The sequence below is a fragment of the Microbacterium sp. PI-SA-G genome (assembly GCF_057215335.1).
Genome location: NZ_CM170103.1, coordinates 190,473 through 203,288 on the forward strand (window position 1 = coordinate 190,473; position 12,816 = coordinate 203,288).

The 12,816-nt window shown below is 67.2% G+C and carries 14 protein-coding genes and 2 tRNA genes; 14 read left to right on the top strand and 2 right to left on the bottom strand.

Annotation, left to right across the window (positions count from 1 at the left end):
• The first annotated feature begins 16 nt into the window (after positions 1–16).
• From rapZ to AC2D10_RS01035, 8 genes are all read left to right on the top strand, one after another.
• Positions 17–892, top strand: a complete 876-nt coding sequence (gene rapZ, locus AC2D10_RS01000) for an RNase adapter RapZ (protein WP_484709925.1) — start codon at positions 17–19, stop codon at positions 890–892.
• A gap of 68 nt (positions 893–960) precedes the next feature.
• Positions 961–1,938 carry a DNA-binding protein WhiA gene (whiA, locus tag AC2D10_RS01005; RefSeq protein ID WP_484709926.1) on the top strand — a complete coding sequence of 326 codons (978 nt, stop codon included), beginning with the start codon at positions 961–963 and terminating at the stop codon, positions 1,936–1,938.
• A 185-nt stretch (positions 1,939–2,123) separates the two neighbouring features.
• On the top strand, positions 2,124–2,750 hold the full coding sequence (locus AC2D10_RS01010) for a superoxide dismutase (RefSeq protein WP_484709927.1): 627 nt from the start codon (positions 2,124–2,126) through the stop codon (positions 2,748–2,750).
• 101 nt (positions 2,751–2,851) lie between these two features.
• Positions 2,852–3,862 carry a type I glyceraldehyde-3-phosphate dehydrogenase gene (gap, locus tag AC2D10_RS01015; RefSeq protein ID WP_484709928.1) on the top strand — a complete coding sequence of 337 codons (1,011 nt, stop codon included), beginning with the start codon at positions 2,852–2,854 and terminating at the stop codon, positions 3,860–3,862.
• A 9-nt stretch (positions 3,863–3,871) separates the two neighbouring features.
• Complete coding sequence (locus AC2D10_RS01020) at positions 3,872–5,086, top strand: phosphoglycerate kinase (protein ID WP_484709929.1); 1,215 nt, start codon at positions 3,872–3,874, stop codon at positions 5,084–5,086.
• Complete coding sequence (tpiA, locus tag AC2D10_RS01025; protein WP_484709930.1) at positions 5,077–5,868, top strand: triose-phosphate isomerase; 792 nt, start codon at positions 5,077–5,079, stop codon at positions 5,866–5,868. Before AC2D10_RS01020 ends, tpiA begins: the two co-directional genes overlap by 10 nt.
• An 81-nt stretch (positions 5,869–5,949) precedes the next feature.
• Entirely contained in the window at positions 5,950–6,198 is a 249-nt protein-coding gene (secG, locus tag AC2D10_RS01030; RefSeq protein ID WP_029261623.1) for a preprotein translocase subunit SecG, read from the top strand.
• Positions 6,198–6,551: an RNA polymerase-binding protein RbpA gene (locus AC2D10_RS01035; protein ID WP_484709931.1), complete on the top strand. Its 354-nt coding sequence runs from the start codon at positions 6,198–6,200 to the stop codon at positions 6,549–6,551. The genes secG and AC2D10_RS01035 overlap by 1 nt, the downstream gene beginning before the upstream one ends.
• Positions 6,552–6,638: 87 nt before the next feature.
• Here AC2D10_RS01035 and AC2D10_RS01040 read toward each other — a convergent pair whose 3' ends face one another.
• A complete protein-coding gene (locus AC2D10_RS01040; protein ID WP_484709932.1) occupies positions 6,639–7,850 on the bottom strand; it encodes a hypothetical protein in 1,212 nt (403 codons plus the stop codon).
• Between the two features lie 135 nt (positions 7,851–7,985).
• A tRNA-Gly gene (locus AC2D10_RS01045) sits at positions 7,986–8,059 on the bottom strand.
• Between the two features lie 111 nt (positions 8,060–8,170).
• Here AC2D10_RS01045 and AC2D10_RS01050 point away from each other — a divergent pair.
• The 6 genes from AC2D10_RS01050 to AC2D10_RS01075 all read left to right on the top strand — a co-directional run bounded on the left by AC2D10_RS01050 (position 8,171) and on the right by AC2D10_RS01075 (position 12,805).
• Positions 8,171–8,244, top strand: a tRNA-Pro gene (locus AC2D10_RS01050).
• Between the two features lie 62 nt (positions 8,245–8,306).
• A complete protein-coding gene (gene tig, locus AC2D10_RS01055) occupies positions 8,307–9,821 on the top strand; it encodes a trigger factor (RefSeq protein ID WP_484709933.1) in 1,515 nt (504 codons plus the stop codon).
• A 73-nt stretch (positions 9,822–9,894) separates the two neighbouring features.
• Positions 9,895–10,377 carry a tetratricopeptide repeat protein gene (locus tag AC2D10_RS01060; protein WP_484709934.1) on the top strand — a complete coding sequence of 161 codons (483 nt, stop codon included), beginning with the start codon at positions 9,895–9,897 and terminating at the stop codon, positions 10,375–10,377.
• A gap of 79 nt (positions 10,378–10,456) precedes the next feature.
• The gene (locus AC2D10_RS01065; protein WP_120776353.1) at positions 10,457–11,053 is read left to right on the top strand and encodes an ATP-dependent Clp protease proteolytic subunit; all 597 of its coding nucleotides are present in this window, start codon (positions 10,457–10,459) and stop codon (positions 11,051–11,053) included.
• 20 nt (positions 11,054–11,073) lie between these two features.
• A complete protein-coding gene (locus AC2D10_RS01070) occupies positions 11,074–11,718 on the top strand; it encodes an ATP-dependent Clp protease proteolytic subunit (protein WP_484709935.1) in 645 nt (214 codons plus the stop codon).
• Between the two features lie 151 nt (positions 11,719–11,869).
• Positions 11,870–12,805: a sugar-binding transcriptional regulator gene (locus AC2D10_RS01075; protein WP_484709936.1), complete on the top strand. Its 936-nt coding sequence runs from the start codon at positions 11,870–11,872 to the stop codon at positions 12,803–12,805.
• The last annotated feature ends 11 nt before the right edge of the window (positions 12,806–12,816 follow it).

Consider the following 12,816-nt stretch of genomic DNA (forward strand, 5'->3'; position numbering starts at 1 on the left):
AAGGAGCTCTGAAACGATGACTGACAGCAGTGACAAGGGCCAGTTCCTCATTGTCACCGGCATGTCCGGCGCAGGACGGACGACCGTCGCGAACGCGCTGGAAGACCTCGGCTGGTACGTCGTGGACAATCTCCCTCCGCAGATCCTCCGCCCGCTTCTCGAGCTCACCGACATGGGCGGCAAGGCGCTCCCGAAGGTCGCCGCCGTGGTCGACGTACGCGGACGCAACCTGTTCGACGACTTCCCCGGCGTGGCGCGCGCCCTGCGGTCGCGAGGTTCGGTGCGCGTGCTGTTCCTCGACGCCGCCGACGACGTGCTTGTACGACGCTTCGAGGCCGTGCGCCGACCGCAGCCCCTGCAGGGCGACGGCACGCTGCTCGACGGCATCCGCATCGAACGCTCTCGACTCGCACCCATCCGCGAGGCCGCGGACATGGTGATCGACACGTCGGCGCTCAATATCCATCAGCTCGCGACGCAGGTCGCGGATCTGTTCGCCGAGGAGGGCGATGCGCGTCACCGCGTCACCCTGCTGAGCTTCGGGTTCAAATACGGGCTTCCCACCGATGTCGACCTCGTCGCCGACATGCGCTTCCTGCCGAACCCGTTCTGGAACGAGGACCTCCGCGGTCTGACCGGCCAGGACGAGCCGGTGAAGGAGTACGTGCTCTCACGTGACGGCGCGAGTGAGTTCCTCGACGCGTACGCCGCGGCTCTCGTGCCGGTGCTCGAGGGGTATCAGCGCGAGAACAAGAGCCACTCGACCGTCGCGATCGGTTGCACGGGCGGCAAGCATCGTTCCGTGGCGATGTCGGAGGAGCTCGCTCGGCGTCTCTCCGCCATCCCCGGAGTGGCCGTCAATATCCGTCATCGGGACCTCGGACGGGAGTGAGCAGGTCGTCCGGCCGAGTAGGCTGGAGGTTTGCGTCGCGACCCGACGCGTGAACGTAGAGGAGTGTCGTGGCACTAACGACCGACGTCAAGGCTGAGCTCGTCAGCATCCGCAACGCACCCCCGACGGTGCGCGTCGCAGAGGTGACCGCGATCCTGCGGTTCGCCGGTGGTCTGCACTCCATCGCGGGTCGTGTGGCCGTGGAAGCCGAGGTCGATGCCGAGACTCTGGCCCGCCGTGTCGCGCGCGATCTGGCCGAGATCTACGGCGTTCGCCCCGAGATCGCCCAGGTGCAGTCGAGCACCGCGAACGAGGGCGCCCGCTGGGCGGTCCGCGTGATCGGCGCGGGGGAGACCCTCGCGCGCCAGACCGGCCTGCTCGATCAGCGTCGCCGACCGGTACGGGGTCTTCCGAACCGTCTCACCACCGGCTCCCGCGCCGAGATCGCAGGACTGTGGCGCGGGGCGTTCCTCGCCGCGGGAACGCTCAGCGAGCCCGGCCGCTCCGCCATGCTCGAAGTCGCGTGCCCCTCGTCGGAGGCGGCGATGGCCCTCGTCGGCGCCGCACACCGCCTCGGCGTCGCCGCGAAGGCTCGCGAGGTCCGGGGTATGCCCCGCGTCGTCATCCGCGAGGGTGAGGCCATCCGCACTGTGCTCGCCGAGATGGGCGCGCAGAAGACGGCCGTCGCGTGGGAGGAGTTGCGCCAGCGCCGCGAGGTCCGCGCGGGCGTCAACCGCCTCGTGAACTTCGACGACGCGAACCTGCGCCGATCCGCACAGGCGGCCGTGGCTGCGTGCGCGCGGGTCGAGCGTGCTCTCGAGATCCTTGCCGACGAAGTGCCCGACCACCTCCGCGTGGCGGGCGAACTGCGTCTCGCGCACCGCGACGCGAGCCTCGACGAGCTCGGTCACCACGCCGATCCGCCCCTCACGAAAGACGCCGTCGCCGGCCGCATCCGCCGTCTTCTCGCCATGGCCGACAAGCGCGCGCAGCAGGAGGGTATCTCCGGAACCGAGGCGGCGGTGCCCGCCGGTCTCGACGTCTGAGCGCACCCGACATCCCGGAAGCCGGTCCCCGCCAGGGGGCCGGCTTCCGTTGTCAAGGGCGGGAAGGATCCGGTGCCCGGGACGGTTGTCGTCACTAGGATGAGTTAAGTCCGCTCTGCACCGCACACCGGCGGGGCAGAGGATCGGCAAGCGCCGCGGCGCGGCGCGGATTGGATGAAAGCGACATGGCGACCTACACGCTCCCCGACCTTCCGTATGACTTCGCAGCCCTCGAGCCGCACATCAGCGGCAAGATCATGGAACTCCACCATGACAAGCACCACGCGACCTACGTCGCCGGCGCGAACACCGCTCTCGAGCAGCTCGCCGAGGCGCGCGACAGCGGCAACCTGGCCAACGTCAACAAGCTCGAGAAGGACCTCGCGTTCAACCTTGGCGGTCACGTCAACCACTCCATCTTCTGGACGAACCTGTCCCCGAACGGCGGGGGCCGGCCCGAGGGCGAGCTCCAGGCCACGATCGACGAGTACTTCGGCTCGTTCGAGAAGTTCCAGGCGCACTTCACCGCTGCCGCCACCGGCATCCAGGGCTCCGGCTGGGCCGTGCTCAGCTGGGACTCGATCGGTTCGCGCCTGATCATCCAGCAGCTCTTCGACCAGCAGTCGAACACTGCCCAGGGCACGATCCCGCTGTTCCAGCTCGACATGTGGGAGCACGCCTTCTACCTCGACTACCTGAACGTCAAGGCGGACTACGTCAAGGCCGCCTGGAACATCGCGAACTGGGAGAACGTCGCCCAGCGACTCGAAATCGCCCGCAAGCAGACGAACGGCCTGCTGGTACTGTCGTAATCAACACGGGCGTCCCGACGGACGGCTCGCCCGTCGGGACGCCGATGTCCACGTTGTCTAGATGAAACCGCGCATTCGCGCACGAGAATCAGGAGACCTGAGTGTCTGTCAAGATCGGTATCAACGGCTTCGGCCGTATCGGACGCAACTACTTCCGCGCGGCCCTCGCGCAGGGAGCAGACCTTGAGATCGTCGCGGTCAACGACCTCACCGACAACAAGACCCTTGCCCACCTGCTGAAGTACGACTCCGTCGGCGGTGTGCTCGACGCTGAGATCAGCTTCGACGAGGAGAGCATCACCGTCAACGGCAAGACGATCAAGGCATTCGCGGAGCGCGACCCCGCCAACCTCCCGTGGGGCGAGCTGGGCGTCGACATCGTCATCGAGTCGACCGGCTTCTTCACGAAGGCCGACCTCGCGCGCAAGCACATCGATGCCGGTGCGAAGAAGGTCCTCATCTCGGCACCGGGTACCGGTGTCGACGGCACGTTCGTCATGGGCGTGAACGAGGACACGTACAACCCGGAGACGCAGCACATCATCTCCAACGCGTCGTGCACCACGAACTGCCTCGCGCCGCTGGCGCAGGTCTTCAACGACGCGTTCGGCATCGACCGCGGCTTCATGATGACCGCGCACGCCTACACCGCCGACCAGAACCTCCAGGACGGCCCGCACAGCGACCTGCGTCGTGCACGTGCCGCCGCGATCAACATCACGCCGGCGTCGACAGGTGCTGCCAAGGCCATCGGCGAGGTGCTCCCGGAGCTCCAGGGCAAGCTGAGCGGCTCGTCGTACCGCGTGCCGGTTCCCACCGGCTCGATCGTCGACCTGACGCTCATCACCGAGCGCGAGAACCTGACGGTCGAAGAGGTCAACGAGGCGTACAAGAAGGCTGCCGCTGACGGTCGTCTGGCCGGCTTCCTCCAGTACAACGAGGACCAGATCGTCTCCAGCGACATCGTGCACAACCCGCACTCCTCGATCTTCGACTCGACCCTCACCAACGTGAGCGGCAACCTGGTCAAGGTCTCCAGCTGGTACGACAACGAGTGGGGCTACTCCAACCGTCTCGTCGACCTGACCGAGTACGTGGCCGAGCGTCTCTGAGCTCGACACATGACTCTGCGCACCCTGGATTCGCTGGGTTCGCTCGAGGGCAAGCGCGTCATCGTCCGTTGTGATCTCAATGTCCCCCTCCGGGACGGGATCATCACGGACGATGGCCGTGTCCGCGCCTCGTTGCCGACCCTCAATGCACTCATCAACGCGGGCGCCCGCGTCGTGGTGTGCTCACACCTCGGACGCCCCGACGGGGCGCCCGACCCGCAGTACAGCCTTGAGCCGGTCGCTCAGCGGCTGTCGGAGCTGCTCGGCTCTCCTGTCGCGTTCGCGCGCGACACGGTCGGCGAGTCGGCCACGGATGCCGTGGAGTCGCTGGAAGACGGCGGCGTCGTCGTGATCGAGAACCTGCGCTTCAACGCGGGGGAGACGTCGAAGGATGCCACGGAGCGGTCCGCGTTCGCGGAGCAGCTCGCGCAGCTCGGAGACGTGCTCGTGTCGGACGGCTTCGGCGTCGTGCATCGCAAGCAGGCGAGCGTGTACGAGCTCGCCGAGCTGCTGCCCTCCGCCGCAGGCCTGCTGATCGCGGCGGAGCTCGACGTGCTCGACCGCCTGACCGAGAAGCCCGAGCGTCCGTACGCGGTCGTCCTGGGCGGCTCGAAGGTCAGCGACAAGCTCGGCGTGATTTCGCACCTCCTGCCTCGCGTCGACCGCATCCTCGTCGGAGGCGGCATGCTGTTCACCTTCCTGAAGGCACAGGGCCACGCCGTGGCCTCGAGTCTCCTCGAGGAGGACCAGCTCGAGACCGTCCGCGGCTACATCGCCGAGGCGGCGGAGCGCGGCGTGGAGCTCGTTCTCCCCACCGACGTCGTCGTCGCGGAGTCGTTCAGCGCGGACGCCGCACACGAGATCGCCGCGGCCGACGCGATCGAATCCACGGCGTTCGGCGCCTCGGGCATCGGTCTCGACATCGGTCCGGAGACGGCGGCGAACTTCGCCGAGGTCATCCGCAGTTCGAAGACCGTGTTCTGGAACGGCCCGATGGGCGTGTTCGAGTTCCCTGCATTCGCAGCGGGAACCAAGACGGTCGCGAAGGCTCTCACCGACGTCGACGGACTCAGTGTCGTCGGCGGTGGCGATTCCGCCGCAGCCGTGCGACAGCTCGGGTTCACCGACGATCAGTTCGGTCACATCTCGACCGGTGGCGGCGCAAGCCTCGAGTTCCTCGAGGGCAAGAAACTACCTGGCCTGGAGGTGCTCGGATGGGCATGAAGAACCGTACCCCGCTGATTGCGGGAAACTGGAAGATGAACCTCGACCACCTGCAGGCGGTCGCGTTCGTGCAGAAGCTGCACTGGACGCTCAAGGATGCCAAGCACGAAGACGGATCCGTCGAGGTCGCGGTGTTCCCGCCCTTCACCGACATCCGCAGCGTGCAGACGCTGATCGACGCCGACAAGATCCCGTTCGCCCTCGGTGCGCAGGATCTGTCGGCACACGACTCCGGCGCATACACCGGTGAGGTGTCGGGAGCCTTCCTCGCGAAGCTCGATGCGAAGTACGTGATCATCGGGCACTCCGAGCGTCGCGAGTACCACGCGGAGTCCGACGAGGTGGTGGCTTCGAAGGTGCAGGCCGCTCTGAAGCACAGCCTCGTGCCCGTGATCTGCGTCGGCGAGACGTCGGAGGACCTCGAGAAGTTCGGCGCCAGCGCCGTTCCCGTGGGTCAGCTGGAGGCAGCGCTGCAGGGCCTCTCGGCCTCGGCCGACATCGTCGTGGCGTACGAGCCGGTCTGGGCGATCGGCTCGGGCCAGGCGGCGACGCCGCAGCAGGCGCAGGATGTCTGCGCCACGCTGCGCGGTGTCATCGCGAAGGTTCTCGGTGACGATGCTGCTGCCCGCACGCGCATCCTCTATGGCGGATCGGTGAAGGCCGCGAACATCGCGAGCTACATGCGTGAGCCCGATGTCGACGGCGCACTGGTCGGTGGCGCGAGTCTCGTCGTCGACGAGTTCGCTGCGATCATCCGCTTCGAGAAGCACGTCGGCGTATGAGTGCGGCGGGGCTCCGGTCCCGCTGCACCGTATACTTGACCGTTACGGGGGCGCTCCTGCCCCATCGAAAGGCTCTTTCTCGTGGCAATTCTCGAGTTCGTCCTGCAGGTAGTGCTGGGTATCACCAGCGTCCTGCTGACTCTCCTCATCCTCCTGCACAAGGGACGCGGCGGCGGTCTGTCCGACATGTTCGGCGGAGGCATGACGTCGGCGGTCGGTTCATCCGGTCTCGCTGAGCGGAACCTCAATCGCTTCACTGTCGTCCTGGCATTGACGTGGTTCGTCGCGATCGTCGCACTGGGCCTCATCACGAAGTTTGAGGTGATCTGATGGCAACTGGTGGCAATGCAATCCGTGGCACTCGTGTCGGTTCCGGCCCCATGGGGGAGCAGGACCACGGGTATCACGCCGACCGCATCTCGGTGACGTACTGGGACGGCCTCGGCAACGAGACGACCCGCTACTTCGCCGCCGGTCTCCCCGAAGACGAGATCCCCGAGACGATCGATCACCCGCAGTCCGGCCTCCCGGCCGGGCGCGACAAAGCGAACCCGCCGGCTCTCGCGAAGGCGGAGCCGTACAAGACGCATCTCGCCTACGTGAAGGAGCGTCGCACCGACGAGGAAGCCGTCCAGCTTCTCGACGATGCTCTGACCCAGCTACGCGAGCGCCGGGGGCAGTGACGTCCGACTGACAGCAGAAGAGGCCGCCGCGAGTGATCGCGACGGCCTCTTCTGCGTCTGTCGGCTGCGTGTCCGGTGCCGGTCCGGTCAGCGGCAGCCTGCGGCTGCGTCGATGTAGCTCTGCGGGGGATACCCATACGCCCACACGCCGTTGGCGTCGTCGGTGTATCCCATGCTGATCGCCCAGGCCGTCGCCCACTTCTCGATGCTGTCCTGCGTCGACGCGTCGTACATGTCGGCGCATCTCACGCTGATCGCGTGACCGACCTCGTGGACGACCAGGGCCTTGCTTCGGTCGGCGGGCCACTGCTCCGCCACCGAGTCGGAGAGTTGGATGACGGCGCGGCCCGGCTCGTCCCACCACCAGGTCGTGTATCCGCCCATGCTGCCGTTGCCGCCGTACCCGTTGACGACGGGCGCCCAGTCGAACTCGATGAGCACACCGGGGGCGATGGAACGTGCGAACGCCTCGACCTCGAGGCGCGTGCTGTACAGCGGCCCCGCTTTCTCAGTCAGTTCGGCGCGTTCGGACTCGACGAGCGCGGCGGCCGCCGCCTGCAGCTCGGCGAAGGAGCCCACGGCCGCGTCATCGAGCACCACGCTGGCGGACGTGTCGTCCGCGGCCGCCCGAAGAGCGATCACGGCGTCATTCCGTGCCCACGCGTGCTCCGGTTCCATCGCGCGAGCGTTCGACGCCGCCACGGTGAGCGCGGCGATCCCCGTATCCGAAACCTCTCCAGCGGCGTCCATGATGTCGTCGGCGTCATCACGCAGGCGGTCGGACAGGTCTTCGGCTTTTGCGCGTTCCTCGTGGAGCGCCGCCGACGTACCGAAGAGCTCCCAGAACCAGGACGGCTTCTCGGACGGAGAGGGGAGATGCTCGCTCAGAGTCGCCGCTGCCCGGTCGGCCACCTCGGACGCGGTGGTCCTCGCTGCGTGCAACGCCTCAGCGGAGGCGGCGTCGATCAAGCCCGCGCTGTCACCGCCGAGGATGAGCGTCGCGGCGTCGGCGGTGGCGAGCAGTTCGTCATTCTGCGATTCCACCGTCGATCGCACGTCGGTGGTCGTCGCCGCTGACGCGCGGTACTGCTCCTCCGCGTCGTCGTAGCCGAGATTCGCCGTCAGCTGCAGCGCGCCGACGGCGGTGAGAGCCGCAGCGGCGCCCGCGATGCCGAGGACCAGGCCTGGCCGTCTGCGTCGGGCGGGCCGGGGAAGCGGGTGCTCGGCGAATCGCGCCGGGAGCAGATGCCCCCCGGGTGCGTCTCGCCGGGGATCCTCGCCAGCAGTCACCTCCGTCACGGTGTCCCTCCTCGGCCACGTTCGCACAGCGGCGACCGTGGCACGAGTCTAACGACGACCGAGAACGAGAGACGATACGGAACATGGCCAGAACGCAGAAGAAGCCCCCGCAGACTGCGGGGGCTTCTTCGAGAGTGGAGGGGCTGACGGGAATCGAACCCGCATCATTAGTTTGGAAGACTAAGGCTTTACCACTAAGCTACAGCCCCGGATCTGAGCCTGATCGACAGGCTCGGGAACCGACTCATCAAGCATAGCGGACAGTCGAGGCGCCTCTTGTCCGTTAGACTCGGTGGGGCTGAATCTGCGTGCGGATTCCCCGGGGCGTAGCTCAGCTTGGTAGAGCGCCCGCTTTGGGAGCGGGAGGTCGCAGGTTCAACTCCTGTCGCCCCGACACGGCTCGACAAGCCTTTCAGCCGCGTTTCAGCGCGGAGACCACAAGGAGAACACACCAGCATGGCGAACAGCACCGTCGAGAAGCTGACCCCGACCCGGGTCAAGCTCAGCATCACGGTCACCCCCGACGACCTCAAGCCCAGCATCGCTCACGCGTATGAGCACATCGCGCAGGACGTCCAGATCCCTGGATTCCGCAAGGGCAAGGTCCCGGCTCCGATCATCGACCAGCGCATCGGTCGCGGCGCGGTCATCGAGCACGCCGTCAACGAGGGCCTCGACAAGTTCTTCCGCGAGGCCACGGTCGAGCACAAGCTGCGCGTCGTCGGCCGTCCGGCCGCCGACATCACGCAGTGGCCGAACGAGAAGGACTTCACGGGCGACCTGCTCGTCGACATCGAGGTGGACGTCCGCCCCGAGATCGACCTCCCTGACTACAGCGGCATCACCGTGACGGTCGACGCCGTCGAGGTCGATGAGGCAGCGCTCGATGCCGAGCTCGACAACATGCGCGCCCGTTTCGGCACGCTCATCCCCGTCGACCGTCCGGCCGCGAAGGGTGACTTCGTCGACCTCGACCTGGTCGCCACGATCGACGGCGCCGAGATCGACCGCGCCGAGGGCGTCTCGTACGAGATCGGCTCCGGCGAGCTGCTCGAGGGCATCGATGACGCCATCGAGTCCCTCACCGCCGGCGAGGACACCACGTTCCGCTCGACCCTGGTCGGCGGCGACAACGCCGGTTCCGAGGCCGAGGTCTCCGTGAGCGTCAAGGCTGTCAAGGAGCGCGAGCTTCCTGAGGCCGACGACGAGTTCGCGCAGATCGCGAGCGAGTTCGACACGATCGCCGAGCTGCGCGCGAGCCTCGCCGAGCGGGTCGCACAGCAGGGTGTCTTCACGCAGGGCTCGGCCGCACGCGACAAGCTCGTCGAGGCGCTTCTCGAGCAGATCGAGATCCCCGTGCCGCCGAAGCTCATCGAGGACGAGGTGCACACGCACCTCGAGGGCGAGAACCGCCTCGAGGACGACGTGCACCGCGCCGAGGTCACCGAGGCGAGCGAGAAGCAGTTCCGTACGCAGGTGCTGCTCGACACGATCGCCGAGCAGGCGGACGTGCAGGTGTCGCAGGAGGAGCTCAGCCAGTACCTCATCCAGTCGGCATCGCAGTACGGCATGGCTCCCCAGGAGTTCGTCGAGGCGCTGCAGTCCTCCAACCAGCTTCCGGCTCTCGTCGGCGAGGTCGCGCGCAACAAGGCGCTCGCGATCGCGCTCGGCAAGGTGAAGGTCGTCGACACCAACGGCAAGTCCGTCGACCTGTCGGACTTCGTCGTCACGGACGACGAGCCGGAGACGGACGAGGCTGCAGGTTCTGACGACGCTGCTGCCGACGATGCAGCTGTTGACGAGAAGCCGGCCAAGAAGGCGGCAGCCAAGAAGCCTGCTGCGAAGAAGGCTCCGGCCAAGAAGGCCGACGACGCCGAGGCGGCTGACGAGGCTCCGGCCAAGAAGGCTCCGGCGAAGAAGCCTGCTGCGAAGAAGGCTCCCGCGAAGAAGGACGCCGACGCGGCGGAGTGATCGCGAAGCGATTCTGAAGGGGCGGGTGCTACGGCATCCGCCCCTTCGTCATCCACCAGGAGAGGACAACGCGATGGACGACTGGGAAGACAGGATCGACGCCGTCTGGGCCGACGACGCGATGACCGACGCCGAGCGCATCGTGCAGATCGACGCGGTCGCGGGGGAGCGCCCGACCGGCGACGCGCGTGCGCTCTTCGAGCGGGCAGGCGCGCGGGACTCCGCCGGGCTCGAGTCGGAGGCCGAGCCCCTGTATCGCGCCGCGCTGGCGGCCGGACTCGACGACGACCATCGTCCGCAGGCCGTGATCCAGCTGGCGAGCACACTGCGCAACCTCGGACGGATCGACGAGGCCGTCGACATGCTGCGCGAGGAGCACGCACGAGCGGGAGCGTTCGCGGATGCGGCCGCCGCCTTTCTCGCCCTGGCGCTGGTATCTCGCGGAGACGCCCTCGAAGGCGCCGCGGTGGCTCTCACCGCGCTCGCACCGCACCTGCCCCGCTACACGCGCTCGGTGACCGCCTACGCCGAGGAACTCACCACCCCGCCACGCTGATATGCCGACGGCGAACACGGCCTGGGCGTCGCGTCGTCGCCGGTAGATTCGAAGCACGAACACGGAAACAGGAGCTGAAATGGCTGCAGAACCCCTTGTCGCGACGAGCGTCTTCGACAGGCTGCTGAAGGATCGCATCATCTGGCTTGGTTCAGAGGTGCGTGACCAGAACGCCAACGAGATCTGCGCGAAGATCCTTCTTCTCGCCGCGGAAGACTCAGAGAAAGACATCTACCTCTACATCAACTCGCCCGGTGGTTCCATCACCGCGGGCATGGCGATCTACGACACGATGCAGTTCGTCCCGAACGACATCGTGACCGTGGGAATCGGCATGGCGGCGTCGATGGGCCAGCTGCTGCTGACCAGTGGCACCAAGGGCAAGCGCTACATCACGCCGAACGCGCGTGTTCTGCTGCACCAGCCGCACGGCGGCTTCGGTGGCACGTCGAGCGACATCCAGACGCAGGCGCAGCTCATCCTCTCGATGAAGAAGCGTCTCGCCGAGATCACCGCCGGCCAGACCGGCAAGTCGGTCGAGCAGATCAACGCAGACGGTGACCGCGACCGCTGGTTCACTGCGGATGAGGCGCTCGAGTACGGCTTCGTCGACCACATCCGCGAGCACGCCAGCGACGTGACCGGCGGCGGCGGCACTGCGGACGCCGCAGAGTAATCCGGATTCGAGAGGACACCATGTACACCCCCACTTTCCAATCCGCAGGCACCATGCCCTCCAGCCGCTACGTGCTCCCGCAGTTCGAAGAGCGCACGGCTTACGGCTTCAAGCGTCAGGACCCGTACAACAAGCTCTTCGAAGATCGCGTGATCTTCCTGGGCGTGCAGGTCGATGACGCGTCGGCCGATGACGTGATGGCTCAGCTGCTCGTTCTCGAGAGCCAGGACGCCGAGCGCGACATCACGATGTACATCAACTCGCCCGGTGGGTCGTTCACCGCGATGACGGCGATCTACGACACGATGCAGTACGTCGCGCCGCAGATCCAGACCGTCGTGCTGGGCCAGGCAGCGTCTGCGGCATCCGTGCTGCTCGCCGCTGGTGCCCCCGGCAAGCGTCTCGCCCTGCCGAACGCTCGCGTGCTCATCCACCAGCCCGCCATGGGCGAGGCGGGGCAGGGCCAGGCGTCCGACATCGAGATCCAGGCGGCGGAGATCCTCCGCATGCGCACCTGGCTCGAAGAGACCATGGCCAAGCACACCGGCAAGCCGGTCGAGCAGATCAACCGCGACATCGACCGCGACAACATCCTCTCGGCCGCGCAGGCGCTCGACTACGGGATCGTCGACCAGGTGCTCACGACGCGCAAGCGCGTCTCATAACCCACCTCACGAAGGGGCGGCAGTCATCGTGACTGCCGCCCCTTCGTCGTGCGGCGGCAGATGTGCACACCTTCCCGGGGTTTCGCTCATATGAGCAGTTCCCCGCGCGGAAGGGGAATCAGTCGTACGCTGGGGGAGGAAGGAGGATGCCGTGGAAGACGAACTGCTGATGGTCCGGATCGCCGAGCTGTATTACGACGAGGACAAGACCCAGGACGAGATCGGTGCCCTCCTCAAGGTGTCGCGCTGGAAAGTGGGCCGGCTGCTCACCCAAGCGCGCGAGCGGGGCATCGTCCGTATCGAGATCGTGCATCCGCGCGCGCGTCGCCTCGGACTCGAGCGCCAGCTGGTCGAGCGCCATGGGCTGGCGGAGGCCGTCGTGGTCCCCTCGCCCGACGGCGACGACGGCACCCTCGAACGCGTCGCACAGGCCGCCGCCGACTACCTCACCGCGTTGCGCCCGGTGCCGCGCACCCTGGGCGTGAGCTGGGGCCGCACGCTGCGCGCCGTCGCTGAGGCGCTGCCTGACGGCTGGGCGAGCGGTGTGACCGTCGTGCAGCTGAACGGGGGAGTGAGCCTCAACCGCCGGTCGGGTGGTGCGGCAGGTCTGGCCGTGACGATCGCGCAGCGCGCATCCGGTCATGTCTCCCTGCTCCCCAGCCCCGCGATCCTCGAACGGGTCGAGACGAAGCAGGCGATCGAGGCGGACCGCACCGTCGCCGGCATCCTGGAGGAGGCGGCAGAGGCACAGGCGTTCCTGTTCACCGCTGGCCCCAGTGATGCGAGCTCGGCGCACGTCGAGAACGGCTATCTCTCGGTCGACGACGTCGAGGAGCTCGCGCGCCGAGGAGCGGTCGGAGATGTGCTCGGACGCTACGTCGACGCGGAGGGCAACATCGTCGACGCCCAACTCGACGCACGCACGGTCGGAGTCGGACTGGATCGCCTGCGCGCCGCGCAGCGTGCGATCTTCGTCACCGCGGGCCGCGCAAAACACGACATCGCGCGCACAGTGGTCGCCAGCGGCCTGTGCAGCGTTCTGGTGACCGATGAGACCACAGCACGAGCATTGTTGGAGGAACAGTGACGACCCAAGAA